This window comes from Micromonospora sp. DT201, assembly GCF_049841575.1.
Classification (GTDB): Bacteria; Actinomycetota; Actinomycetes; order Mycobacteriales; family Micromonosporaceae; genus Micromonospora.
On sequence record NZ_JBNCKP010000001.1, the window covers coordinates 280,564 to 303,251 of the forward strand.

The window sequence follows — 22,688 nt, forward strand, 5'->3', positions numbered from 1 at the left end:
AGAGTGGTGGAGGTTGGTCGGCCGGCAGCCGGCCGAGCCGCGCCCGATCGGCGCGGCGTAGGGAAGGGCACGACAGGTCCGCGCGGCGGGTCGCGGCGGCGGGCTGGTCGCGGTTACCGCGCCTCCGGCGGGGGCGCAACGACTCCGAGATGGTCCGGGGTCCGTCGGCGGGGTTGCGGTCCGTGGGTGGTTGCGCAGGACCATCCCGCCAGCCGGCGACCCGGGCGAGCCGAGCAGACCACCACCCGGTCCGCCAGCGTCCGAACGTGCGTCAAGGTCCGCTTGACGTGGCGGGCCGGGCGGAGGCCCGCTCCCCAGGAGGGCGGGTCGGCGGCAGACGGGATGGCAGGATTGGCCTCGTTCTGACGACCAACGGAAGGCACCAGGATGTCTGGCTGGGTTGATCTCTTGAGTGAGTCGCACGGCATCCGGGCGATTTATGGTGAGGACCTGCCGGCGCTGACGTCGGTTGACCTCCATGAGTTGGTCCTGCATCGCGACGGGCCACGCGCTACGTTGCGCTTTGACCTTTCCCAGTTCCCCAAGTCGCCACCAAAGAAGTGGGCGGATCAAGGCTTCAACGTCGTTCAGGTCCAACTCACGCTGGTGGATGTGCTGCACCTGACCATGGTCGGTTGGACGACTCGCGCTCTGCTTGACATCAATGTCGAGCGCATGGGCAAAGCGCTTTCGTTGAGGGCTAACAATGGCCCGGTGGGTATCAACATTGACGCCCGATGGCTTGTTCTGTCACACCTGTCGGCCTATTGCGGTGCCTCGGCTGAGTGACTATCTGGGTGACGACGGGTACGAGCGGCGGCGGACGTCCACGGACGATCCCAGACGGTTGCCGCAGGGACATGCCCATAACCGCGCAGGTCAGCGAGCCGTGTTGGTTGCCTGGGGGTCAAGGGGTCATCCTGCTGTCCCGCGACGCGACTGGGAGCCTACGGTTGCTGTGTGCCGCGCATCGAGCTGACTACGGACGTCCAGGCGGTCCCGGAAACCGTCTTCGACGCTTGCCTCGACGTTGAACTGCACACCGCGTCCATGGGGACTACTAGCGCCGAACGGGCGGTCGGCGGCGTAACGACCGGACGGTTGAGGGCCGGAGACGCCGTCACGTGGGAAGCCAGGCACTTTGGCCTCCCTTGGCGGATGACGGTTCGGATCACTGACTACCGGCGGCCGGACGGCTTCACGGACAAGCAGATCAGCGGCCCGTTCGGCCGATGGCACCACGAGCACAGCTTCAAACGGAACCCGGCTGACTCCTCGGCAACCGTCATGCGGGATGTCATCGACTTCACTGCACCGATGGGACCGATTGGCCGCCTCGTGGCCAGCCTCATCCTGCGGCCGTACCTGCAACGCCTCATCGCACGCCGCAACACCCATCTAGCTGCGACCCTGGCAAGGCTTCCTCGCCCAGCCGATGAGGAGGCGGGGGCGGAGATGCCCGGTGACGGCGGGGCACAGATGGGGCACAAGACAGTGTGAAACGTCGTCAACCAGCAATCAACAGTGGCAGCCCCAGACGCCCTGTGAGCAGGCGGCGAACACCATTCCCGATGGTAGCGGCATAGCGTCTCTTAGTTCCGCTTCAACGTCTGAATCCGGGGCGATTGCGTAGTCGGGCGGCGGGTGTGGTGAGCTGGGGATCTGTGGGTTGAGTGGCCTCTGTGGAGGCGGTAGGAGCGGATGAGGCCGTGTAGGTGATCATGGAGTTCTCTAGGCTTCACGACACCCCGAGGACCTCACCCGCCGATGGCATCATCTCCCATCCCCGCGCTGGCAGTGACAACGCCCGTCACCGAAACTGCTCCCACACCGGTCACCGAAAGTGAGCACGGTGGGCTGCGGCAGGCGCTGACCGAGGTCCCGGACCCGCGTGACCCGCGCGGGGTGCGGTATCCCCTCGCCGGCCTCCTCGTGGTCGCGGTGTGTGCCGTGCTGGCCGGCGCGTCATCGTTCGCGGCGATCACGGATTGGCTGCACGATCTGGACGAGCAGGCCCAGGACCGGCTCGGCTTCGCCCGTGGTGTCCCCGTGGGCACGACGGTGTGGCGACTGCTGACCCGCCTCGACGCCGACCTGCTCAGCACGGTCCTAGCCAGCTGGCTACGGACCCGCGCCCGGCCGGCCGCGCCCCCGCCGAAGCGGTATCGGACGGTGATCGCCGTGGACGGGAAAACTCTGCGCGGGACCCGCCGACCCGACGGCGGACACGTCCATCTGCTATCCGCGTTAGACACCAGCACCGGCGTCGTCCTGGCCCAGGTCACCGTCGAGGCGAAGAGCAACGAGATTCCCGCCTTCGCACCGCTGCTCAACGCCATCGAAACCGTGCTGGGCAGCCTGGTGGGCCTGCTGTTCATCGCCGATGCCCCGCACACCCAGACCGCCCACGCCCACGAGATCGCCGCCCGAGGCGCCCACCTGATGATCCCCGCGAAAGGGAACCAGCCCACCCTGTTCAAGCAGCTCAAAGCTCTGCCCTGGCCCCAGATCCCGGCCGGGGACAGTACCCGCGACACCGGACACGGCCGCCGCGAGACCCGAACCGTCAAAGCCATCACCGTGCGCACCCCCGGCGGCATCGCCTTCCCCCACGCCGAGCAGGCCATCCGGATCACTCGCACCCGCACCCTCGGCGGCAAGACCAGCCGTGAGACCTGCCACTACACGGTGTCCCTTCCCGCCAACCAGGCCCAACCCGCCGACCTACAGGACTGGGCCCGCCGCGAATGGCACATCGAAAACCGCATCCACCACGTCAGAGATGTCACGTTCCGTGAAGATCTCCACCAAGCCCGAACCGGCACCGGGCCCGCCGTCATCGCCACACTGCGTAACACCGCGATCGGCTATCACCGCACCAACGGCGAGGCCAACATCGCCCGTGCCACCCGACGCGCCAACCGCCGCCCACACGACCTCATCACCGCCGTGACCAGCAGTTACCCGACAACGCAATGACCCTGAGGGTCAAGCTGGTCAGGGGTTCACCGAATGTGGGGGTGTGGAACGGGTTTGGGAGTTGTGGGGTCGAATGTTCCGAGTAGGCGGCCCGGTGGATTGCGCTCAGGCGTGTGGAACGGAGCAGATGGCAGGGGGTTGGTGAGGTAGGCGGTGAGCAGCGGCCCTTCCAGCAGGTCCTGGCGCAGCGGCGCGCCAATGTGTTCCTCGACGGCTTCAAGCGCGGCACGGTCTGGAGGCATCGAATTCATCCTGGCCAGTCGTTCGGTTCTCGTCCAGAACGTATGTGGTCGCTGGCCTCGGACCGAGTAGGTAAAGCCGGGCTCGAACGACTCGACGCGTAGCCCGTTTCGAAAATGCTGGAGGCTGCTCTTACCCGACATGTTGTAGAACGAGAAGACCTCGGTGTCGGCCGACAACCCGGCGAGGACCTCGGGCCGGCTGCCCTCATAGCCGACCTCTTCGAAGCAGAATCCCCAGTTGTTGAGTACGCCAGCGCGCAACTGAGCGCCAGCGTGGTTGGGTGGGTACTTGTCCAATGCCGCCTGCCGGGTAAGCACTTCAGCCTGGGTGGAATCTGCCCCGTAACGATTGAGTAGGTCCTCGGGGGTCAGGTCGCAGCTGAAGGTGACGGTAAAACCAAGATCGACCCACTTCCATGGCCCATGGTCAGTGTCCATGATGTCCTCGCCTAGGAAAGCGGGCTGCACCCCGGGCAGAAGCCCGAAGCACAGCCCATGTTGCTACAGTTATTTAGTCACAGGGTGATCAGAACCGCGTATGCCTCCAGGTCCAACACCCGGTCAGTTTGGGCAAAACTCCTGAGCTTTCCGCCCGCCGCCGATTTCTGCACTCCAGGGACATGTGCACGGATGTGCCACGAGTATCAGGATCGTGCAGCCTTGAGTATGGCGATAATCTGCTCAAATGCTTTTAGGCGTTCGGGGTCGGACCGAAACTCGGCAGCTCTACTTTCGGCGCGCTCCAAGGCCGCGAGCGTCGGAGTAGCACCCCGATCCAACAGCATGCGAACGATTACAGGCGACCCGCCTGCCGCCGCACCAGTCAACGGTGTGCCCATTTTTCCCTCAATATAGTGAATGCTGGCTCCATGCTTCAGCAGCAGCTCTACCATGACTACATGGCCTTGAACGGCTGCCAACACCAACGGTGTCGCCTGCTTGACATGCGCACGACCGTCAGGGTCAGCACCTGCTTCAAGCAGCAGACGAAGAATCTGTGTCATGTTCCTGGGAGCGGCGAACCGCACTGGCACATCTTCGCCATATTCGCCGATGCGCTGATCCGGGTCCGCATTCGACTCTAACAGAAGTCGGACCACCTCCGCTTGTTCTGCCCAGATAGCCCGATCCAAAGCCGTGCGAGACCGATCAACGATGTTTCTGGCATCAACCGGGACACCCGCGTTAAGTAGCCGGGCGACTTGCTGTAGGTCACCGATTTCCGCGGCGTGTCCCAACTGTTGTATCTCGTCCATGGCATGAAAGTTTGCCAGTCCCACCGCGTAATGTCACGCCGCAACTTTCTCTAACCGTCTTCTGGTTATCCGCAATCCCCATTCGGGTGACCGTGCTCCGTATGCCGCAGAAGCGTCGGTAGGACCAGTGATAGCTGGCTCCCACCGACGCTTCGCAAGCTAGTGTTACGTCCTACTTATCTGCAGGAAACATCGTGATAACGTCAACCAGTCCCCACTCGTTGGGGAACCGTGAAACCACCAGAGTTACGTAGTCGGCGGCCCCGCCGTTTCCGTATTGGAGTGACTTCTTGCCAACATTTCCGTAGGCGAACGTCTTCTCGTAGTAGCCCTTAGCGTTCAGTATCCAGGGTCCCGAATCCTTAAGGCCCGCGTCGAAGATAATCGCTAGGCCCCTTTTTGTTACTGTCGGCAGAAAGAGGCCCTTGCTGTTGTCCTGGTTAGAACCACCCTCGAAGTGAGTGTCGAGCATGTCCTGGATAGCCTTCAGGGATAGCTGAACGTTACCCGACGGAGGAAAGTTGTAACATGCTGCACTGGCCGCGATAAGCGGGTAGCGAATGGATCCCGCAGCGGCTGCCGGAGTCGCCGTACAGGGTGGCGAGGACAAGGCGAACAGCGGAGCAAAACCGACGAATGCGGTTTGTGAACATTGCAGTACAGTGCCGGCAGCTGCACAGCTTCCACTGCCAGAGTTGAATGTCTGGCCAGGCGGAGCCGTCAAGACGGCACGGTAGCCCACCTGCCATCCGCCCGCGCAGTTCACCGCAATGGTGTCGCCTTGGACGCACGTGTAGCCGGTCGGGGTCGTCGTGGCCTGCAAGCATCCCGCGCAGGAACCAGCGGCGATCGGATGAGATACACCCTGGGGATCTATCGCGAAAGCGTTGTACGAAATACTCGCCATTGGGATGGTACATGTCGTGCTCGCGTTGGCCGTCCACGCGATGCCCGCCAACATTGCGGGCGACCCGGTGCCCCACTGGTACGAGCCGCTGTAGCTCGGACTGTTGACCTGACAGCTGAAGGGAACCGCAGCCGTGGATGCTAAGCCTGCCGCAGCGTAACCGGCTCCGGCGCCGATAGAGTCGAACGCCTTGTCAAAAGCGCCCAGACTACCTGCCGCTGACGCAATCTGCCCCTTGGATACAGCGTATGCCGGACCGCTGATTCCCGCTAGCATCGTTATGGCCGCAATCACGGCCACGCCTAGTTTGCCGATACGTTTCACGACTTCCCGCCTCCCCTTGGTGACCCGTCACATTGCCTATCACACGCCGAATTCCATCGACAGCTGAAGATCATAGGAGGGTAATTTTGAGGAGTCAAGGAACAATTACCGACCGTAGTGTAATAAAGATCACGTGAACTATTCATTCGTGAATTTGTTGCAAAATTCTTGCGCGCTGCAACCGGCTACGAACCTCTGGCGGGAATCGCAGGGCGCCTTCGGAACGGATGGCCGTCGCGATCCCCTGATGACACCATGTGCTGCCATCCTCTACACCGAATCCATAACCGAACCCTTGTTACGCAGTTGGCAACTCTCCTCGCCACGCGTCGAGCGCTCGGCGTACCTGCGGCCACTCTTCACCGATGACGCTGTAGTACACCGAATGGCGGACATGACCGTCACGCAGGATCCGATGGTTGCGGAACAAGCCGCCGCAGCAGGGTGGTTCGAGGGGCAGACGGGAAGGCAACGCGAGCACCGGCTGCGTTTGCATCGAGGCTGGATACTCTCACCATGAACCAGATCTGGCCGGTTCTTCTAGTCGCCGCGCTTGGTGTAATAGGCACCCTCGGGGCCGCTATTTCGACCCAGGTCCTTACCACTCGCCGAACCGACTCAAGCGCATCCAGTACCGGGCCGACCTGCTAGACAGCTTCCTCGCCCACACCGGCCTGACCCTCGAACCCGATTCAACCTAACCATTCAAGATCTGTAGCGGCGATGGAGTAGTTTCCGACTCGTGCGGGCTGCTTTGGTGTACCTAGCGCGTAGCAGGCCACTTGCTGCGTTTCGCGGGTCGCCGGCAGCGTTGCGACGAACATGGTGTCGCTAGCCGGACCGCTCTCCAAGCGCCTGGTTCAGCGCGGTGCCGAGTACCACCAGCAGCGCGTCACGAACGGAGGTCCGCTCGCGCGCGTCGAACCGCACCACTGGCACCTGATCGTTGATCGCGAGGGCCCAACGGATCTCCGTCAGCTCGTGCGCCATCTGGCCATGAAAGGCGTTGACGCCGACGACGAAGGGCAGGCCGCTGTGCTCGAAGTAGTCGATGGCGGGGTAGCAGTCGTCGAGCCGGGCGCTGTCGACCACGACGAGCGCGCCGAGCGCGCCGTGGGCCAGGTCGTCCCACATGAAGCCGAACCGCGCCTGTCCGGGCGTACCGAAAAGGTAGAGCTTGAGGCTCTGGTCAATGGTGACGCAGCCGAAGTCCATGGCCACCGTGGTCGTGGTCTTCTGCGATTCGAGGCCGAGGTTGTCGATGCCGAGCGCAGCCTCGGTCATTTCCGCCTCGGTCGTCAGCGGTGCGATGTCGGAGATGGCGCCGACGGTGGTGGTCTTACCAACGCCGAAGCCGCCTGCGACGACGATCTTCACGGGCATCGGCACGGATGGTCGGCCGTGGCTCGGGTCGACCTCAGGAGATTGCGCTAAGTCCATCGATCACTCTCTGAATCACATCGGGGTTGGTAGGTTCGGCGCCGTGACGCACGTGTACGTCCAGGTAGCCGGCGGCCCGCAGGTCGCCGACCAGGACCTTGGTCACGCCGAGCTGCAGTCGTAGCTGAGCGGAGACCTCCGCCACCGAGAGCGGCTCGGCGCAGAGCAGGACGATGTTGCGCATCTCGAAAGTCAGGCGCGACAGCTCGGGCGAGTCCCAGTTCTGGCCCGGATGCCGCGCTGTCACCTGGGTTTCCAGCCTGATTGTGGGGTCGATTCCCGCCACTCGTCCCGAGGTCAGTACGAAGGGACGCGGAACGTGGGCGACGGCAGCATCGGCCGTTGCCGGGGCGGTCGGCACCTGCCCACCGAATTGCTCGACCGGCGCTACGGCCCGCAGATAGGGGCGGATCCGGACGTCTGGCGCCGGCTCCTCCCAGTTCTGTTCCTTCCAGTGCATGACGTCGCTGTTGGCTCGCTCAGCCCTGAACCGAGTTCTTCAGCTCAACGATGAGCTGCGGGGTGAGCGCGCCACCTGCTCGGGTCGTGAAGAGGGTCATCTCGTATGCCACCGTGCCAAGGTTTGCCGAACGATCGGCCACGACACCGAGTACCGATCCGCTGCTGATGGCGGTGATCATCAGGTAGCCGTCGGTCATGTCAATGATGATCCGATTGAGCATCCCGAGGGCGTACCAGTTGGCGGCGCCAGCGGCCATGCTGGTCATCCCGGACACCACTGCGGCCAGCCGTTCCGCGTTCGGTCGGTCCTTGCTCGCCGACATCGCCATCAGCAGGCCGTCCGAAGAGACAGCGATCGCCTCCACCACCCCGGCAGTGTTGGTGGTGAACGCATCGAGCAACCAGTTGAAGGTCCTCGCCTCATGGCTGAGGCCGGCGAAGTCTCTGTTCGGGGTGTACGGGACGTTGTCGTGGAGGAATGGACTGGTCATCGTGGTGAACTTTCTTCGCGGTGGTAACTCGGGCTTACCTCACTTAGGGCGCGCTGGATGCCCGCCTCGAACTGGTTGATCTGGCGGCGAACCTCGTCGGGATTCTCGGGCGCTCGCGCGCCGCTGTGGTAGCTCGAGACCGGATCGGGGTCGCGCAGGCTGGCACCGGGTATCCGTCGGGTGAGTTGGGGCGTGCCCGCCGCCGCTGGTCGGGCTTGCGAGGTCGGGGGAACGACCAGTGACCCCGAGCCGCCCATGGACACGGGGCCGCCCACCACGGGGCTCGCGGACACCTCGGCGGAGAGGGTGACGGCACCGCCGGGGGGTGCCGCGGTGGCCGGGCTGTCGAGCGGGGCGAACGCGTTCCATTTGGCGCCGGTGGAGAGTGCCTGCCTCGCCCGGTCGAGCAGCGCCGGGTTCAGCGATAGCTCGGTGGGTGGCTGGCCGACCGAATCGGCAGGTGCACGTCCCGCGATGCCCGGCCTGCCTGAGCTCGGTGCTCCCGCTGGGGTGCCGACCAGGAGGCGGGAATCGATGTCTATTTCGGCAGTGACGCCACCACCCGGAGTCGTGGTGAGGCCGACCCGCCAGTTGTGTCGCCGGGCCAACCGACCGACGACGAAGAGCCCCAACAGTTCGGTCGGTACGAGATCGAGCCGCTCGCGTCGGGTCAGGCGTACGTTCTCCTCGACGAGCCGCTCCGGGGGCATGCCGATGCCGTGGTCGACCAGCGAGATGCGTACCCCGTCAGGGTGCTTCTGGGATATGACCGTGAGCCGGGTGTGGGGCGGTGAGAAGGCGGTGCCGTTCTCCATCAGCTCGGCGAGGGTGAGCGTGAGGTCGCCGATCGCGGCCGGGACGACCGAAACGTCGTCGGTAACCTCGACGTCGACTCGGGTGTAGTCCTCGATTTCGCCGAGCGCGAGCCGGACCACGTTGCCGAGCGGCAGCGGAGCCATGTGCTCCTCCGAGTTGTTCCAGCCCGAGAGGACCACCAGGCTGTTCGCGTTGCGGCGCAGCCGGCTGGAGACGTGGTCCAGCCGGTAGAGGTGCTGCAAGCGGTCCGGATCGGTCTCCTGCTGCTCCAGCCGGTCGATGAGCGCGAGCTGCCGACCGACGAGGTTCTGGGTGCGCCGACCGATGTGCCCGAACATCTGTGCCACGTTTCGTCTACTCGCGGCCTGCCGCTCCACCAACCGTGCCGCGGTATGTTGCACCCGATCGAAGGCGCGCGCCAGGTCGCCGATCTCGTCGTTGCCGCTGACGTCGATCGGGTCAAGGCGGACCGGCGCCGGTGACTCCGTCTCGTCGTCGGCGATGCGGACCAGTTCCGCCTCCGAGAGGCGGGCGATTCGCTCGGCGGAGCTGGTCAGCCACGTCAGCGGGAGTGCCACGAAGCGGGCCACCGCGACGCTGAGGGCCACCACCAACAGGAGCGCGAGCAGCACCAGCCCGCCAACCGTGTACGCGGTGGTGAGCGCGCGGCGTTGTTGGTTGGTGACCTCGGTGATGATGTCGGCGACGAGTTTCTTCTTGACGAACTCGCCGAGTCGGCCCAGCGAGGAGACCGCGGGGAAGATGGTGGTGACCGGGACTGTTGCGACGGCGGACCTCGGGTCGGCTGCCCCCAGAGCCAGGAAGTCTTGTCCGGTTCGGGCGATCACCCCAGTGTTGAGCAGCAGGTGGAGTGCGGTCTGCTCACTGGTGGCGAAGGCGTGGAACCGGTCGAGCTCCACCTGCAGCGATGCCAGCGTGGCGATGTAGCGGGTGCTGACGGACTGGCTCGGCGCTGCGGCAGTGAGGAGGAGCAGCGTCCCCGCGGCACTGATCTGCTCGTCGGTGCGCAGCAGTGCGTCGAGAGCGACAAGCTGACGACCTGCGGCGGTCGCGGTGTCCGCATCGGACAGCAACTGGGGTGCCTCGATGAGCGGCTCGATCACGCTCGTGAAGCTCGTCAGTGTCGCGTCGGCGCTGGTCTGGTGCGCCAGGATGGCGGTACGCGTATCGGTGATCTTGCGAACGCCGTCCAGCGCCGCGACGATCGGGCCAGAATGGTCGACGTCGACGTTTGCGCGCAGATCCTCGACCTTGTCGTCTACCGTCGTCGACTGCTGCACCACAGACGCATGGTCGGCCACGCCGAGCAGGTAGCCGACGGAGAGTAACCGCTCCTCCTGCAACTCCTGCACGACCGTGCCGACCAGCTCCGCGGTGCGTGCGGCGACGGCGGCCCGGTCCGCTCGTGCTGCGGCGTCTGCCCGCTCGGCGACCACCGGCACGGCCAGCGCAGCCATGCTGAACAGCGGAATGACCAGCAGGACGGCGAGCTTTCCCCGGATGCGGAGTTTATCGAGCAGCATTTGTCCGGCTCCAGTGCGTCGGGCTGCTGTCCTCGTCGAGCGTGGGGTATCTAGCCTGCGCGTAGCCGCCGCGTCCGTTCGGCAGGGTCGACGGTGTGGCTGGCCGGAGCGCGGTCGACGAAGACGGTGGGTTGGCGTCGGGCCCGGCGGCGCGTCGTCTCCGGCGCGCCCTGCGAGGAAGGGCGACCCACACCGCGGCGACCGCGAGGGCAACCGCGAGAGCGGCGACGCCCAGGACGAGTCGCCGCTCGCCGTCGAGGTCATCGACCCGAGCAGAAAGCCGTGCGTCCAACTCGCCGAGGATGGCCGTGTTGAGCTTGACCGCGGCGTTCTGGGCGGCGGCGCGGGCCGCACTGATCCTGGTGACGTCGACGACGAGACTCGTCGCGGCGCTGGAGCCACCGCCCACGGGGTCAGCTCCGTCTGACTTGTCACCCCTGCCGTTGGAGGTCGGCTTGGCGGTAGCGGCCGGACTCGGCTTCGCTCTGGTCGCGAAGGTGACGGCGCCCAACGTCTCCATCGCCCGCTGGAAGGCGTCGATCTCGCCGAGCACTCCGCCGCTCAGGCTGACCTTTTCGGTCTCTGCTGCAAGCAGGTCGTCGATCAGGTCGCTGGCCGAGGAGACCGCCGCTGCGCGGTAAGCGCCGAGGTCGGCGATCGTTCGCTCGTGGTCCGTCGTGTTCTGGGCTGGGGCGATCATCGCGAGGTCACTGAATCGCCCGACGTACACCAGTGCCTCGGGCAGTTCCTCGGCCGCACCGTCCTGCAAGTAATAGGTGTCGGCGACGGAGTCGCGCGCTAGTCCGGAAGCTTCGCGTACTTTGCGGTAGAGCCCCAGGAGCAGGTCGGCGGCCTCGCTGTAGGCGGCCATGGTGCTGGCGGCTTTGCCGGTGGCACGATCGGGTAGCGCGTCGATCTTCGCGCGGAGCCCGGCCCAACGCTCGCGTGCCAGCAGGTCGCCGCCCAGCCGGGTGTCGACCACGGCCATCTCGGCTACCGCCTCCTTGAGTGGCTCACCCGAGACGGGCCGACCGGCCACGGCTGCGGACTGGGCATCCACCAGCGCGACGGCAAGTTTGCCCAGTGGACGGAGATACTCGGCGCCGTCGCGTTCTCGCTGCACACTGACACGGTCGTCGCCGGTCGGATGAGCATGCTGGAAGAGAACCGCGACGGGTGCCAGGAGCAACACCGCGATCAGTGGGGGCAGGCCGAATCTGAGCGCCTCCGGCCAACTCCGGGACCGCCGCCGCGCAGGCAACTCCATGTTCTGTTCCTCCGGAAGGTCAGGAGGGCGACTAGCCCCACTGGTGGGTCTCGTGCACGCGGTCGGATTGACGAAGCCTGCGACGGGCAGTCCGCACCGGGACGACCAGTTGCCTGGCCGCTGGCCGATCACGTGTTGCCGTCGTGCTCACGACGAGCCATAGGTGTCGCGCAGATGAATGAAAGGTCAACTAAGGGTTGCGAGAAGCCGAACCCTTGTCTCTGCCTGATAGCCCGAGTCAGCCCCTGAGCTGGGAAGCTCGTGCTGGTACGGGCAAGTGGTCGCTGTGCACTTGCGCTGCAGCGGCCAATATCGCCGCGTGGCCGTGGCACTGCCGGCGAGGCGATGTCCGGCCCGGCAGCGTCACAAGCTTCGATGCCTTCAAACGGGAGTGGCGCGGCGGTAGGGTGACCGGCGTGGATGATCGGCTGCTGCTCAGTTCGTCGTTCGGCGCGGCGGCGACCGCGTACGCCGAACATCGCCCGGACTACGCGCAGGCCGCGGTGCGTTGGGCGCTTGAGCTCGTGCCTGGCCCGCGAGTGCTCGACCTTGGCGCCGGCACCGGCAAGCTGTCCGCCACGCTTGTCGCGCTGGGTGCGGATGTTGTCGCGGTCGAGCCCGACCCGGCGATGCTCGGCGAGCTGCGCCGCGCGCTGCCCGCCGTCCGTGCCCTGCCGGGAAGCGCTGAAACGATCCCGTTGCCGGACGCGTCCGTCGATGCCGTGCTTGCCGGCAATGCGCTGCACTGGTTCGACATGTCGGTCGCAGGGCCGGAAATCGCCAGAGTCCTCGCGCCCGGAGGCAGTCTGGCCGGCTTGTGGAACGTCATGGACGACCGGGTCGATTGGGTCGCCGGGCTCGAGCGGGTCAGCGGAAGCGCGGCCATTGGTCCCCGAGACACGCTGAGCAGTTGGCGCGCGGCGACGGCAGGCATGCTCGTTCCCAGCTCTGGCCTGGTCGGGTTCGGCTCGCCGGAGCAGGTCGAGTTCCCGCACGGGCAGCGCCGAACCGCCGACTCCCTCGTCGCGACACTCGCGACGCGGGCAGGGATGCTGGTCATGGCAGATCAGGACCGGGAGGCGACCCTCGGCGGGATCCGCGACTTCCTCGCGAGCAGGCCCGAAACCGCGCAAGGCGAGTTCACCCTGCCGATGCTGACCGGCGTGCTGCGCGTCCGGCGGCCAGAAAAGATCGACCAATCGCTGGGTCCTGGTTGCTAGCGTGACCGGATGCACAGCGAGCTCCAGGCAGCGGTAGACGACCTCTACGCGGTGTTCGGCCGGTACCCGCTGATCGAGGACGTCGAATACTGTGATCACTGCGTCGACCCGGAGCAGGTTCTAGCGCTGCACCGACCGCCACTTCGTCAGGTCACTGCTGAGCAGCTCGGTCCGTTGCTGTTCAGCTCGACGACGACGTGGGGTGATCAGAGATACCTCAATCACTTCCTGCCTCGCCTCCTGGAGTTGGTGGCGGCTGGCGACATGGACGACTGGAGCTACGAGGTTTTCTTGCCGTCTCGACTCGAAGACTTGTGGCGGTCGGGTTCGGACGACGAGCGCAGTGCGATCAGCGACTTCGGGTGGGCCTGGTGGCGCGAAACCATCTCGACGTGGCCCAGCGCGTGTGAGGTAGGGGATGTGTTGAACACGATCGCCGATTGCGGACAGGACGTTTCGCCGTATCTCGCCGAATTGGAGGGGCGCGTCGGAGAACCCGCAGCCCGGCAGCTTGCCGAACTCGTCAGCCGCCTCGTCTTTCGAAGGCGACAGGACGACCAGTTCTGGCGCGAGGTCGACGATTGGCTGTCGGGCCCGGCACCCGCGAATGTGCTCGTTGCCGAACTCTCGGCGACCGCAGATCCCGACGTGGCCCAGCAGCTCAGCGATGCATACGAAAAGCTGGCCCTGTGGCGACAGACGCGATCGGCCAACACCGGACGGTGACAGGGCTTTGGGGCGACCCGGCTCCAGGTTGGCACCGACCTGGTTGGACGCAACGAGGATCCCTACTTACTGAGGCGGGCCGTGCAGACCACGTGGCCCTTTGGGTCGCGCCATGCTCCCTCGGCGGAGGTGAACCAGGCGCGTACCTTCGTTTCGATGGCGCGCGTCAGCTCCGGCCGGAGTGCAGAGTCGGGCTCGACGCCGTAGAACGACAGTTGAGCCACTGCGAACGCGATGACCGGCTCAGGTCGATCGAAGACGAGTGCGTTGTCGTACCGATGCACGACGACTGACGTAAAGGTGGATTCGAGCATCTGGGGCAGGTTGTCGCTGTGGACTCGCGAGTTGGGCGGAACCGGCAGCTCGACCCCTGCCGCAGATACCAGGTCAGCCACGAGCGCGGATATCCGAGGCGTCGCGTCGGAGTGATTGACGACGGCTGCGAAGATCCCCTCCGGCCTGAGCACCCGCCGGCATTCGGCCAGCGCCCGCTGCACGTCGGGGACGTGGTAGAGCATGTGGCGCGCCGTGACGACGCCAAACGACGCCGCGTCGAAGGGCAGGTCCATCGCGTTACCGAGGTGCGCCGACACGCCGGCAACGCCGCCGAGTGCCTGCACGGCCGCGGGTGAGGTGTCCAGCCCCACAAGTCGGCCCTGATGGCCCTGCGCCGCCAAGTCGCGAAGAAAGGCCCCGGTGCCGCAACCGACGTCGAGCAGATCCGCGTCTCTGGACAGCGACACCGCCTTCAGGACGGTGCCGTCGACGTCGTTGGGGAGTTCGCTGTAGCGCTGGTGTGTGTGGATCCGCGTGGTCAGCGGTTCCAGCGAGAGATACTCCTGCACGTCAGAGATCGAGGGTTTCACTGGGTTTCCCTTCTTAACTCAGCTCAAGAAGTAGTCGGCTCTCCACCGCTTCTGCTCATCGACCGAGAAGTTCGCGAAGTCGCCCGCGGCCTCACACTCAAGTAGATAGCGCAACGCATCGACCGCGTCTTCAGAGCTCTGGGCCTCAAGGTGCGCCTTGGTCGCTCCCAGCCCTGCTCCACAAAGGAGCTGGATGTCGATCGAACAATGGGCATCCCAGCTCGACTCCTTGGCCAGCCAGATGGGGAGGACGTCGCTTAGCTGACCAGCGTTGAACAGTTGCAGGCAGCACAGATTCATGAGTTCTGTGTCCTGGTCGCTTTGATCGAGGTCTGCCTCTGCCTTGAGGATGTCGCGGATGTGCACCAGGTCCGCAGTCTTCGGGTGGAGGCCGTAACGGTCGAGACTCTCGTCAACGTTCACGCGTGATCAGCCGTGAGCTCGACGTAGTCGATGGCGTGGTGTCGGTGCGGCGATGGCTCAGACATGCGCCGATCGTGCACCCCGGGTACGACGGAACCACAACATGCAACGAAAGGTTGCGCGAAGGGCGCGGGCTGTCGTAGGTTAAGCGCAACCAAAGGTTGCGGAAGGTTGTGGGCATGGAACAGGGAACGATCGAACGCGACATCCACGTCAACGCGTCCCCGGAAATCGTCTTCGAGGTGGTCAGCCAGCCCGAGCACATGCGGGAGTGGTGGCCCGACGACGCGCGGTTCGAGTCGCTCGCCGGCGCGCCCGGCGAGCTGGTCTGGCGCGACGCCGACACCGGCGAGACGAAGACCGTCGCGCTCGCCGTCGTCGAGGTCGACCCGCCGAAGCGGTTCTCCTTCCGGTGGTGTTTCACCGAGCCGGACCGGAGCGGGCAGGCGCTGCTCGTCACCTTCGACCTGGTGCCCAGTGGCGCGGGAACGCTGGTCCGGATGACCGAGACCGGGTTCCGCGAGCTGGGTTGGGAGGTCGCTGTCCTGGAAGAGCAGTACCGCGACCACGAGAACGGTTGGGACCACTACATGCCCCGGCTGGGCGGGTACGTCGCGCGGCTGGTCGCGACCCCGTGAGCGCGGTGGTCGACGACGAGTTGTGGTCGGCGATCGGCGACCCGATCCGACGTACGATGATCGATTTTCTTCTCTCCGAGGGGCAGGGCACTGCCACGTCGCTGAGCAGGCGGCTGCCCGTCACGCGCCAGGCCGTCTCGAAGCACCTGGCCGTCCTGGACCGGGTCGGGCTGATTCACGCTGAGCAGGCCGGTCGTGAGCGTCACTACCAGGTCGACGAGGCACAACTCGCCCGCGCGGTCGCTCAACTGTCGGCGGTCGGCTCCACCTGGGACGCCCGACTCCGTCGGATCAAGCGGATCGCCGAGGCGATCGAGCGCAACCGCCACGACGAAGGAGAATGACAATCGTCGACATTCTGCACCGCGTTGGTGTCGTCGCCCCGCTCGACGACGTCTACGGTGCGCTGGCAACTCCGGAAGGCATCGCCGGCTGGTGGACCACCGACACGGTGGGCAAGAGTGAGGGCGGCGGGCAGTTGGCCTTCCGGTTCGGCGACGTCGGCGGCTTCGACATGGAGGTTCTGGAGCTGGATCGCGCCGGCCGGGTGCGGTGGCGGGTCATCGACGGTCCCGGATGACGTCAGGATCAGCGACTGGCACTGATCCTGGTGACGGCTGAACCGCCGGGGGGTCGCGCGCTCCGCCGTGAGATCGCGTACCCCCCGGCGAGCAGGCCGAGGGCCACGATCGCCACGGCGCAGAGCAGCAGCGTCGGGCGGGCGCCGATGGCACCCACCAGGGGCCCACCGAGCATGGTGCCCAGGGGCACCGCCAGCACGAGGATGGCACCGTTCGCGGCGAGCACCGCCGGCAGCTGCTCGGTCGACGTGCTGCGCTGGAACAGCGCCATCGAGGTGGACATGTACGGCGCCCAGATCAGGCCCGCCAGTGCGAAGGCCGGCAACGACACGCCGAGCGGTGCGCCCAGGCCGAGAGGCAGCATGGTGATCCCGAACCCGACGACGATGCCGATGGTGGTGACCCGCAGCGGCCAGCGGCGCAGGTAACCGGTCACCACCCCGCCGACGAGGCCGCCGACGCCGAAGGCGGTGTAGTAGATGCCGAGCAGCGTCGCGGAGGCGTGCAGGTCGTCGGTGATATGGATCGGCATGGCCACGTACACCGGTCCGAAGAGGAAGAAGAACCCGACGCTCAGCACCAGGAGGCCCAGCAGTGCGGGGTTGCGGCGGATGACCGCGAAGCCGGCGGTCCGCGAAGCGTCGCGCTCGGCCCGCTGTGCTTTGTCGGTGGCGGGAAGGGCGAGGCGGTACGTAAGGGCCAGCGCGGCGAATGTGGCGGCGTCGATGGCGAGGACCCACACCGGCCCCGCCCAGCCGATCAGGATGCCCGCCAGTGGTGGGCCGACGATCGTGGCGAACCCGGCGATGGTGCCGAGCACCGCGTTGGCGGGTAGGTGGTGTCGCTGCGGCAGCAGTTCGGCGATCAGAGTGAACCGCCCGGCCGAGCCCCACGAGTGCAGCAGGGCCGACGCGGCCAGCAGCACCACGTACAGCCCGATGGTGAGCACGCCGGCGAGATACGCGAGCGGGATCGCCGCGAGCGCCGAGGCCCGCAGGATCGCGTCCCACCCGGCAAGCTGGGCACCGCCGCGCCCGCGCAGCAGCCGGCCGAAGATGACAGTCCCGGCCGCGCTGGGCAGGGTGTACGCCGCCATGGCCACCGCGATCCAGGTGCCGCGCTGACCCGACGGTGCGAGTTGGATGGCAAGCCAGGTCACCGCGACAACCGCCATGCCGTCGCCCAGAGCGGACACGGCGAGACCGGGCAGGACGCGCCGGAGCTGCGGATGACTGACCACCGGCCAGTACGGCGAGGAGCGCGGGAAACGAGCGACGTCCATGGGCATGGTGCCAGCTCACCCGTCGGAAACCCTGCGGCTCAAGTAAGACTGCCGACAGCAGAATCAGCCCAGGGCGGAAAGGCGCCGGTGACCGGCTCCGGTTCCTTCACGTCGGGGGGTCGAGAAGACTCGACACCCCGGGTTTCCGGAAACCGGAGCCGATCACCCGCCGCTACTCCGCGCGGTAGACGGAGATGTGCGCTGGGCTGTCCGCGTGGAACGGTCGTCGCTGCCAGTCGGCGTACCGCTCGGTGAGCTGGAGCCCTGCCTGCTGTGCCATGGCGTCGATCTGGTGCGGCCAGGCGTACCGCATGGCGAACGGCTTGAGGTGCACACCGTCACCGTCGAAGGTGATGGTCTGCCGGATGAACCGCTGCGCCGGCCGGTCGTACCGGTGCAGCCGGATCGTCGCGGAGTCCTCGGTCACGGACCGCACCTGCACCTGCTCGTCGTCGTCGAAGCTGCGCGGGTCGGGCACGAACGCCTCGATGACGAATGCGCCACCGGGAGCCAGCACCCGGGCGACGTTGCGGAAGCAGTCCGCCTGGCGTTCGGCGTCCACCAGGTTGAACAGCGTGTTGTAGACCAGGTAGGCGAGCCGGAACTCACCGGCCACCGGTACGTCCGCCATGTCGGCGACGACCACCGGGATCCGGTCGCCGCCGGGTTTCGCCCGCAGTTGCGCGAGCATCTCCTCGGACGCCTCGACGCCGTGCACGGCGAGGCCACGCTCGGCCAGCGGCAGCGCGACCCGGCCGGTGCCGATCGCCAGTTCGAGAACCGGGCCGCCGTCGGCCAGGTCGGCCAGGAAGTCAACGGCGGGGGCCGGGTCCGGGTTGGTGCCGCCGTCGTCGTATCCGGCGGCCCAGAGCCGGCCGAAGAGGCCGGGATCGTCGAAGACCGACATCAGCGGCCTCCGGGGTTGGGGTCAGTGGCACCCAGCAGCGCCAGGGGAACGGTCCTGCTCACGAGGCCTCGATTCCTCAGGTCGAATGACTGTCGGTTCGGGGGACTTCGTGGTGTCAGGCATGGTGGCTGCTCCCTTCGCGCGGCTGTCGACCGAGGACATCAGAAGGCGCCGAGGCCCGGCAAGGCATTTACCCCAGCCGGGCCGGCGGCGGGTCGGGCGGTCAGGAGATGTGGTGCAGGATCACGTTGTGCACGTGGTGGCTCTTCTGCGCGCCACGGAACTCCACCTCGTAGGTGTGCGTACCGACGTGGATGGCGATCGCACCGGTGGAGAAGAACGAACCACCCCAGGACTTGTTGCTGACCACGCTCACGCTGGTGATCTTCGAGTACGGGATGCTGGTGATCGCGAACCGCTTCCCGATGAAGGAGCGGTCCTGGATGATCACCCGTCGGTCGGTCAGCCCGATGAACCCGGTGCCGGTGCCGACAGCGTCGTAGACGGCGATGATCTGCTCACCGTCGAGGAGGCCACTCTCGATCTGCTGGACCTGCTCTTTGCGGTCATACGCGATGTTCGCCATGCGTCCAAGGCTAGAAAACCGGTGCCAGCGTCTCCGCGCGGGCGATGACGACGAACTCGCCGTCGCCCTGGCCCACCGGCTCGCCGTGCCAGCCGCCGTGGATGCGGTCCACAGTGAAGCCAGCCCTGGTCAGGGAGTCGCGCAGCTCGTCTTCTGTGCGGAAGCGGAGGGTCGCCGAGCTGAGCAGCTCGCCACCATCGGCGAAGTGGTAGTGGTGGGTGAAGTCGACCACTCCGTCGCGTACCCCGGTGACCTTGGTCCATGCGCGGACCTCGCCGCCGTCCGGCAGCGTGATCCGCCGCTGCGAATCCACCGGGTTCCACCGCTCCCAGCGACGGTCCGCCGGGTCGCGGGCGTCGAACACCAGCCGGCCGCCGGGCGCGAGTGCCCGCCGCAGGTCGCCGAGGGTACGCGCCCACTCCGCGTCGTCGACGAAGAACTGCGCGACGTGGCTGGTCAGCACGGCCACGTCGAACGCCTGGCTTGGTAGCAGTGCCGAGGTGCCCTCGATCCAGGTCACCCGCTCACCGCCCGGCCTGGCGCGGGCCACGGTGAGGGACGCGCTGGCGGGGTCCACGCCGGTGACGGTGTGCCCGGCGCCGGCGAGGGCGACGGTCAGCCGGCCGGTGCCGCAGCCCAAATCGAGGACCCGGGCGGCCGGGGTTTCGTCGACCACCGCCTGGAAGAAGTCGTCGTCGGGCCCCCACGGGCACTCGGCGTCGTAGACCTGGACCAGCCGGTGGTGGCGGAACTCCCCGTGCCTCATCGGGTGTTCGCGTCGGCTGCGGCGCGGACGAACTCGCGTACCCGGGTGGTGGTGTTGCTGGGCAACCAGACCGGCCCACGTTCGATCGGTGGCGCGTCGCGGATGGGCACGTAGGCCACGTCGGGGCGCGGGTAGTAGCGCCGCGTCTGTTCGCCCACCGGCAGTACGCCCCGACCCAGCGCGACCAGGGACAGCATCTCGGAGAAGGTGTTCCCGGCGGGGCCCTTCGGCACCGGCCGGCCGGACGGGGTGCGCTCCGGGGTGCGGTCCCGCTTGAACTCCGCCGAGGTCGCTGTCGGGTACTGCACCACCGGGTGGTCGGCGAGCACCTCCAGCGAAACGGACCGTTCCCGGGCGAGCGGGTGATTCGCTGCCACCGCCAGTGCCCGGTCCTCGGAGAGCAGCGCCGGGCCGGTGGCCATCCCGTCGAAGGGGTACGAGGCGATCAACACGTCGGTGGAGCCGTCGAGCAGCCCGGAACGAGTGTTGGACAACTGCGCCTCGTGCACCTCCACCTGGCAGTCGGGGTGCCGTTCGGTGAACAGGGCGACTGCTCTAAGCAGCACCGGCGCGGTCCACTCACCGACGAACGCCACCCGTAGCGTCCCGGTGACGCCTCGGCCGGTGTCGACCGCGCGGCGGACCGCTTCGTTCATCCCGGCGACCAACGGGGCGAGGTCGTCGGCGAGTTGCCGGCCGATCGGAGTGAGCTGGACGACCCGACTGGTCCGGGCGAACAGCGGTGCACCGATGCGGCGCTCCAGCTTCTTGACGACGTGGCTGACCCGGCCGGTGCTGACGGTCAGCCGCTCGGCGGTCCGGCCGAAGTGCAGCTCCTCGGCGAGCGTCAGGAACGTCTCGACCTCGTACCGCTCCAGCACCGTGCCCCCATCGTTGACCTGTGGGCAACGATCGTAGCGGTATCAGGTCTTGGTCGGCGGTCTCGGTTCGCGGATCGTAAACGCCGCACGGCAACCATTCGACCGAGAGGCTGCGAGATGAGCATCGACGACTACCTGGCCGGACTGGCCGGCCCGCTGCGCGAGATCGGGGAGAAGCTGACGCCGGTGATCGCTGCGGCCGTACCCCGGGCAACCGGAGCGGTCTGGCATGGGCACCCGGTCTGGAGCCTGGGCGACCGGCCTGGTCAACGCCCGGTCTGCTTCGTCAAGGCCCACGGGTCCTACGTCACCTTCGGCCTGTGGCGGGGGCAGGAGATCACCGACCCGTCCGGGCGGCTGGTGCCCGCCGCCCGAGCGATGGCAGTGGTGAAGGTGCGCGCCCTCGCCGACATCGATCCGGCCCTGTTCACCGACTGGCTGCGCGCGGCCGCCGAACTGGAGGAGGCGTGAGCATGGTGCGAGTGACTGGCTTCGACCATCTTGTGCTGACCGTCGCCGACGTGGAGCGCTCTCTGGACTTCTATTGCGGAAAGCTCGGGCTGGCGCCGGTACGGGCCGACGAGTGGCGTGCAGGTGCTGTCCCGTTCCCGTCGGTGCGGATCAGCCGCGACAGCATCATCGACCTCGTCCGAGGCGAGCCGCAGGGCGCGAACGTCGACCACTTCTGCCTGGTGGTGGCACCGCTGGACTGGGCCCAGGTGGTCGACTCTGGGGTTTTCACGGTGCTGACCGGGCCGGTCGGGCGGTTCGGCGCCCGCGGGTCGGCCACCTCGATCTACGTTGAAGACCCGGACGGCAACTCGGTGGAGTTGCGCTGGTATCCCCAAGACGCGGAGGGCATCCCGGACACCAACGTCAGGACTCGGTGACCGCCCGGTACGCGTCCTCGATGCGAGCGGCCAACAGGACCTCACCCTCGGTCAGCGGCTCGCCGTTGCCGTGCCCGACCCGGATCTGGGTGCTGTCGGGCGAACGGCTGATCTCGGGGCGCAGGCGCAGCGCGTCCGCGACGACCTTGACCCGTTCAGTCAGGGCCGCGTGCTGGGTATCGTCGATCGCGAGCGTCCGTCGGATCTGCTCGCCTTCGCGCGTCCAACCAGATAGCAAGGTCAACGCGTCGGAAAGGTAATCGTGCTTTGCCCTGCTGTTGAACAGCACGCGCATCACCGCACCCCCCAAGCGCCGTTGTCGGCTCGTGGCCAAATCGTCGCCATCCCGTGTCTTGTCGGTGTCCCTTAGTCTCTCGCCGCTCGGAAGGGGTGTCCACGCCCACACTTCCGTGTTCTGTTGGCCTAGCGGACGGCTACGGTACCCAAACCGCCGATTGATCTGGCACCCTGGACGCCCGTGCGGACCGAACGGGCGAATGATGGCGGGCAGGCCGAACGACGGGACCTGAAGGTAATCGTCGGTGCGGCGATAATCCAGGATGGGCGGGTGCTCGCCTGTGCGCGCTCCGCCCCACCGGAGGTGGCGGGGATGTGGGAGTTTCCCGGCGGCAAGGTCGAGCCGGGGGAGGCCGAGACCGACGCGCTGGTCCGGGAATGCGCCGAGGAGTTGGCCGTACGCGTGGAGGTCGGCGACCGGGTCGGCCGCAACGTACGGATGGCGCACGGCCGTTCGGTGCTCAAGGTGTACGCCGCCCGCCTGCTACACGGTGACCAGCCGCAGGCCCTGGAACACTCCGCGCTCCGCTGGCTCGCCGTCGACGAGTTGGAGTCGGTCACCTGGCTCCCGGCCGACGCCCCCATCGTCGCGGCCCTCCGCCCCCTCCTCAACCCCAGCTAGGTCAGCCCGGCGATCTTGCAGTTTCGGTCGCCGGTTTGCGCGACATGCCCCTTAGGTCGGGACAGAAAGTGCAAGATCGCGCGGGAGGGTGGGGTGGGGTGGGGGGTGGGGTGGGGGGTGGGGTGGGGTGGGGATGGGTGGGGTGGGGATGGGTGGGGTGGGGATGGGTGGGGTGGGGATGGGGCGGGGGGCGCACCAAAAACAAGGGCCCCCCCGTTTGTTTTTTTTAAGAAACCGTTTTTTTTTTGTTGGGGGGGGGGGAGATTATTTTAGAA

Annotated in this window: 28 protein-coding genes; 12 read left to right on the forward strand and 16 right to left on the reverse strand. The window is 66.7% G+C overall.

The genetic code is table 11. The features are described 5' to 3' along the window. Positions 1–387 precede the first annotated feature (387 nt). From ACLQ28_RS01375 to ACLQ28_RS01385, 3 genes are all read left to right on the forward strand, one after another. Positions 388–789 carry an Imm50 family immunity protein gene (locus ACLQ28_RS01375; protein WP_425684352.1) on the forward strand — a complete coding sequence of 134 codons (402 nt, stop codon included), beginning with the start codon at positions 388–390 and terminating at the stop codon, positions 787–789. A 171-nt stretch (positions 790–960) separates the two neighbouring features. After that, a complete protein-coding gene (locus tag ACLQ28_RS01380; RefSeq protein WP_425684353.1) occupies positions 961–1,500 on the forward strand; it encodes an SRPBCC family protein in 540 nt (179 codons plus the stop codon). 267 nt (positions 1,501–1,767) lie between these two features. Continuing rightward, on the forward strand, positions 1,768–2,979 hold the full coding sequence (locus ACLQ28_RS01385; protein ID WP_425684354.1) for an ISAs1 family transposase: 1,212 nt from the start codon (positions 1,768–1,770) through the stop codon (positions 2,977–2,979). 26 nt (positions 2,980–3,005) lie between these two features. Here the strand turns inward: ACLQ28_RS01385 and ACLQ28_RS01390 are convergent, their stop codons facing one another. The 3 genes from ACLQ28_RS01390 to ACLQ28_RS01400 all read right to left on the reverse strand — a co-directional run bounded on the left by ACLQ28_RS01390 (position 3,006) and on the right by ACLQ28_RS01400 (position 4,949). Then, complete coding sequence (locus tag ACLQ28_RS01390; RefSeq protein ID WP_425684355.1) at positions 3,006–3,659, reverse strand: DUF6461 domain-containing protein; 654 nt, start codon at positions 3,657–3,659, stop codon at positions 3,006–3,008. A 206-nt stretch (positions 3,660–3,865) separates the two neighbouring features. Beyond that, on the reverse strand, positions 3,866–4,477 hold the full coding sequence (locus tag ACLQ28_RS01395; RefSeq protein WP_425684356.1) for an ankyrin repeat domain-containing protein: 612 nt from the start codon (positions 4,475–4,477) through the stop codon (positions 3,866–3,868). A 172-nt stretch (positions 4,478–4,649) separates the two neighbouring features. After that, the gene (locus ACLQ28_RS01400) at positions 4,650–4,949 is read right to left on the reverse strand and encodes a hypothetical protein (RefSeq protein WP_425684357.1); all 300 of its coding nucleotides are present in this window, start codon (positions 4,947–4,949) and stop codon (positions 4,650–4,652) included. An 892-nt stretch (positions 4,950–5,841) separates the two neighbouring features. Here ACLQ28_RS01400 and ACLQ28_RS01405 point away from each other — a divergent pair. Next, the gene (locus ACLQ28_RS01405; protein WP_425684358.1) at positions 5,842–6,228 is read left to right on the forward strand and encodes a hypothetical protein; all 387 of its coding nucleotides are present in this window, start codon (positions 5,842–5,844) and stop codon (positions 6,226–6,228) included. Positions 6,229–6,539: 311 nt separating this feature from the next. Here ACLQ28_RS01405 and ACLQ28_RS01410 read toward each other — a convergent pair whose 3' ends face one another. The 5 genes from ACLQ28_RS01410 to ACLQ28_RS01430 are packed head-to-tail and all read right to left on the reverse strand — an operon-like array spanning position 6,540 to position 11,728. Further along, on the reverse strand, positions 6,540–7,148 hold the full coding sequence (locus ACLQ28_RS01410; RefSeq protein ID WP_425684359.1) for a GTP-binding protein: 609 nt from the start codon (positions 7,146–7,148) through the stop codon (positions 6,540–6,542). After that, on the reverse strand, positions 7,126–7,608 hold the full coding sequence (locus ACLQ28_RS01415; protein ID WP_425684360.1) for a DUF742 domain-containing protein: 483 nt from the start codon (positions 7,606–7,608) through the stop codon (positions 7,126–7,128). Before ACLQ28_RS01415 ends, ACLQ28_RS01410 begins: the two co-directional genes overlap by 23 nt. 19 nt (positions 7,609–7,627) lie before the next feature. Next, positions 7,628–8,101: a roadblock/LC7 domain-containing protein gene (locus ACLQ28_RS01420; RefSeq protein ID WP_425684361.1), complete on the reverse strand. Its 474-nt coding sequence runs from the start codon at positions 8,099–8,101 to the stop codon at positions 7,628–7,630. Then, complete coding sequence (locus ACLQ28_RS01425; RefSeq protein ID WP_425684362.1) at positions 8,098–10,461, reverse strand: nitrate- and nitrite sensing domain-containing protein; 2,364 nt, start codon at positions 10,459–10,461, stop codon at positions 8,098–8,100. Before ACLQ28_RS01425 ends, ACLQ28_RS01420 begins: the two co-directional genes overlap by 4 nt. Then, positions 10,448–11,728 (reverse strand): hypothetical protein, encoded by a 1,281-nt coding sequence (locus tag ACLQ28_RS01430; protein ID WP_425684363.1) that lies wholly within the window; start codon positions 11,726–11,728, stop codon positions 10,448–10,450. Before ACLQ28_RS01430 ends, ACLQ28_RS01425 begins: the two co-directional genes overlap by 14 nt. A gap of 197 nt (positions 11,729–11,925) precedes the next feature. Between ACLQ28_RS01430 and ACLQ28_RS01435 the strand changes: the two genes are divergently transcribed. Beyond that, positions 11,926–12,948 carry a class I SAM-dependent methyltransferase gene (locus ACLQ28_RS01435; protein WP_425684364.1) on the forward strand — a complete coding sequence of 341 codons (1,023 nt, stop codon included), beginning with the start codon at positions 11,926–11,928 and terminating at the stop codon, positions 12,946–12,948. Between the two features lie 9 nt (positions 12,949–12,957). Next, on the forward strand, positions 12,958–13,674 hold the full coding sequence (locus ACLQ28_RS01440; protein ID WP_425684365.1) for a hypothetical protein: 717 nt from the start codon (positions 12,958–12,960) through the stop codon (positions 13,672–13,674). A 62-nt stretch (positions 13,675–13,736) separates the two neighbouring features. Here the strand turns inward: ACLQ28_RS01440 and ACLQ28_RS01445 are convergent, their stop codons facing one another. Further along, positions 13,737–14,540, reverse strand: a complete 804-nt coding sequence (locus tag ACLQ28_RS01445) for a class I SAM-dependent methyltransferase (RefSeq protein ID WP_425684366.1) — start codon at positions 14,538–14,540, stop codon at positions 13,737–13,739. A gap of 18 nt (positions 14,541–14,558) precedes the next feature. Further along, the gene (locus ACLQ28_RS01450) at positions 14,559–14,963 is read right to left on the reverse strand and encodes a hypothetical protein (protein WP_425684367.1); all 405 of its coding nucleotides are present in this window, start codon (positions 14,961–14,963) and stop codon (positions 14,559–14,561) included. Between the two features lie 179 nt (positions 14,964–15,142). Between ACLQ28_RS01450 and ACLQ28_RS01455 the strand changes: the two genes are divergently transcribed. Genes ACLQ28_RS01455 through ACLQ28_RS01465 form a run of 3 tightly spaced genes read left to right on the forward strand, consistent with a single transcriptional unit; the run spans position 15,143 to position 16,181 of the window. Then, positions 15,143–15,601, forward strand: a complete 459-nt coding sequence (locus tag ACLQ28_RS01455) for an SRPBCC domain-containing protein (RefSeq protein WP_425684368.1) — start codon at positions 15,143–15,145, stop codon at positions 15,599–15,601. After that, entirely contained in the window at positions 15,598–15,945 is a 348-nt protein-coding gene (locus ACLQ28_RS01460; RefSeq protein WP_425684369.1) for an ArsR/SmtB family transcription factor, read from the forward strand. Before ACLQ28_RS01455 ends, ACLQ28_RS01460 begins: the two co-directional genes overlap by 4 nt. After that, complete coding sequence (locus ACLQ28_RS01465) at positions 15,942–16,181, forward strand: hypothetical protein (protein ID WP_425684370.1); 240 nt, start codon at positions 15,942–15,944, stop codon at positions 16,179–16,181. Before ACLQ28_RS01460 ends, ACLQ28_RS01465 begins: the two co-directional genes overlap by 4 nt. Positions 16,182–16,189: 8 nt before the next feature. Here ACLQ28_RS01465 and ACLQ28_RS01470 read toward each other — a convergent pair whose 3' ends face one another. The 5 genes from ACLQ28_RS01470 to ACLQ28_RS01490 all read right to left on the reverse strand — a co-directional run bounded on the left by ACLQ28_RS01470 (position 16,190) and on the right by ACLQ28_RS01490 (position 20,604). Continuing rightward, a complete protein-coding gene (locus ACLQ28_RS01470; RefSeq protein ID WP_425684371.1) occupies positions 16,190–17,470 on the reverse strand; it encodes an MFS transporter in 1,281 nt (426 codons plus the stop codon). Positions 17,471–17,636: 166 nt separating this feature from the next. After that, positions 17,637–18,371 (reverse strand): class I SAM-dependent methyltransferase, encoded by a 735-nt coding sequence (locus ACLQ28_RS01475; RefSeq protein WP_425684372.1) that lies wholly within the window; start codon positions 18,369–18,371, stop codon positions 17,637–17,639. A 223-nt stretch (positions 18,372–18,594) separates the two neighbouring features. Then, positions 18,595–18,957, reverse strand: coding sequence for a PH domain-containing protein (locus ACLQ28_RS01480; protein WP_110563545.1), 363 nt, complete (start codon positions 18,955–18,957; stop codon positions 18,595–18,597). 10 nt (positions 18,958–18,967) lie between these two features. Then, positions 18,968–19,723: a class I SAM-dependent methyltransferase gene (locus ACLQ28_RS01485; protein WP_425684373.1), complete on the reverse strand. Its 756-nt coding sequence runs from the start codon at positions 19,721–19,723 to the stop codon at positions 18,968–18,970. Continuing rightward, a complete protein-coding gene (locus ACLQ28_RS01490; RefSeq protein WP_425684374.1) occupies positions 19,720–20,604 on the reverse strand; it encodes a LysR family transcriptional regulator in 885 nt (294 codons plus the stop codon). Before ACLQ28_RS01490 ends, ACLQ28_RS01485 begins: the two co-directional genes overlap by 4 nt. Positions 20,605–20,721: 117 nt before the next feature. Here ACLQ28_RS01490 and ACLQ28_RS01495 point away from each other — a divergent pair, with 117 nt between their 5' ends. Next, entirely contained in the window at positions 20,722–21,075 is a 354-nt protein-coding gene (locus ACLQ28_RS01495) for a DUF1801 domain-containing protein (RefSeq protein ID WP_425684375.1), read from the forward strand. Between the two features lie 2 nt (positions 21,076–21,077). Next, positions 21,078–21,494 carry a VOC family protein gene (locus ACLQ28_RS01500; protein WP_425684376.1) on the forward strand — a complete coding sequence of 139 codons (417 nt, stop codon included), beginning with the start codon at positions 21,078–21,080 and terminating at the stop codon, positions 21,492–21,494. Here the strand turns inward: ACLQ28_RS01500 and ACLQ28_RS01505 are convergent. Continuing rightward, positions 21,481–21,789, reverse strand: a complete 309-nt coding sequence (locus ACLQ28_RS01505; protein WP_425684377.1) for a 4a-hydroxytetrahydrobiopterin dehydratase — start codon at positions 21,787–21,789, stop codon at positions 21,481–21,483. The two genes, ACLQ28_RS01500 and ACLQ28_RS01505, sit on opposite strands and share 14 nt — an antisense overlap. A gap of 183 nt (positions 21,790–21,972) precedes the next feature. Here ACLQ28_RS01505 and ACLQ28_RS01510 point away from each other — a divergent pair, with 183 nt between their 5' ends. Continuing rightward, positions 21,973–22,413, forward strand: a complete 441-nt coding sequence (locus ACLQ28_RS01510) for a (deoxy)nucleoside triphosphate pyrophosphohydrolase (protein WP_425684378.1) — start codon at positions 21,973–21,975, stop codon at positions 22,411–22,413. The last annotated feature ends 275 nt before the right edge of the window (positions 22,414–22,688 follow it).

Bases quoted from the DNA above. Each gene is read 5' to 3' on its own strand.
- ACLQ28_RS01485 (WP_425684373.1), bottom strand. From the start codon at position 19,723: ATGAGGCACGGGGAGTTCCGCCACCACCGGCTGGTCCAGGTCTACGAC.
- ACLQ28_RS01440 (WP_425684365.1), top strand. From the start codon at position 12,958: ATGCACAGCGAGCTCCAGGCAGCGGTAGACGACCTCTACGCGGTGTTC.
- ACLQ28_RS01390 (WP_425684355.1), bottom strand. From the start codon at position 3,659: ATGGACACTGACCATGGGCCATGGAAGTGGGTCGATCTTGGTTTTACC.
- ACLQ28_RS01385 (WP_425684354.1), top strand. From the start codon at position 1,768: ATGGCATCATCTCCCATCCCCGCGCTGGCAGTGACAACGCCCGTCACC.
- ACLQ28_RS01400 (WP_425684357.1), bottom strand. From the start codon at position 4,949: ATGCTCGACACTCACTTCGAGGGTGGTTCTAACCAGGACAACAGCAAG.
- ACLQ28_RS01395 (WP_425684356.1), bottom strand. From the start codon at position 4,477: ATGGACGAGATACAACAGTTGGGACACGCCGCGGAAATCGGTGACCTA.
- ACLQ28_RS01455 (WP_425684368.1), top strand. From the start codon at position 15,143: ATGGAACAGGGAACGATCGAACGCGACATCCACGTCAACGCGTCCCCG.
- ACLQ28_RS01495 (WP_425684375.1), top strand. From the start codon at position 20,722: ATGAGCATCGACGACTACCTGGCCGGACTGGCCGGCCCGCTGCGCGAG.
- ACLQ28_RS01375 (WP_425684352.1), top strand. From the start codon at position 388: ATGTCTGGCTGGGTTGATCTCTTGAGTGAGTCGCACGGCATCCGGGCG.
- ACLQ28_RS01425 (WP_425684362.1), bottom strand. From the start codon at position 10,461: ATGCTGCTCGATAAACTCCGCATCCGGGGAAAGCTCGCCGTCCTGCTG.
- ACLQ28_RS01465 (WP_425684370.1), top strand. From the start codon at position 15,942: ATGACAATCGTCGACATTCTGCACCGCGTTGGTGTCGTCGCCCCGCTC.
- ACLQ28_RS01505 (WP_425684377.1), bottom strand. From the start codon at position 21,789: ATGCGCGTGCTGTTCAACAGCAGGGCAAAGCACGATTACCTTTCCGAC.
- ACLQ28_RS01480 (WP_110563545.1), bottom strand. From the start codon at position 18,957: ATGGCGAACATCGCGTATGACCGCAAAGAGCAGGTCCAGCAGATCGAG.
- ACLQ28_RS01470 (WP_425684371.1), bottom strand. From the start codon at position 17,470: ATGCCCATGGACGTCGCTCGTTTCCCGCGCTCCTCGCCGTACTGGCCG.
- ACLQ28_RS01500 (WP_425684376.1), top strand. From the start codon at position 21,078: ATGGTGCGAGTGACTGGCTTCGACCATCTTGTGCTGACCGTCGCCGAC.
- ACLQ28_RS01410 (WP_425684359.1), bottom strand. From the start codon at position 7,148: ATGGACTTAGCGCAATCTCCTGAGGTCGACCCGAGCCACGGCCGACCA.
- ACLQ28_RS01420 (WP_425684361.1), bottom strand. From the start codon at position 8,101: ATGACCAGTCCATTCCTCCACGACAACGTCCCGTACACCCCGAACAGA.
- ACLQ28_RS01475 (WP_425684372.1), bottom strand. From the start codon at position 18,371: ATGTCGGTCTTCGACGATCCCGGCCTCTTCGGCCGGCTCTGGGCCGCC.
- ACLQ28_RS01415 (WP_425684360.1), bottom strand. From the start codon at position 7,608: ATGCACTGGAAGGAACAGAACTGGGAGGAGCCGGCGCCAGACGTCCGG.
- ACLQ28_RS01430 (WP_425684363.1), bottom strand. From the start codon at position 11,728: ATGGAGTTGCCTGCGCGGCGGCGGTCCCGGAGTTGGCCGGAGGCGCTC.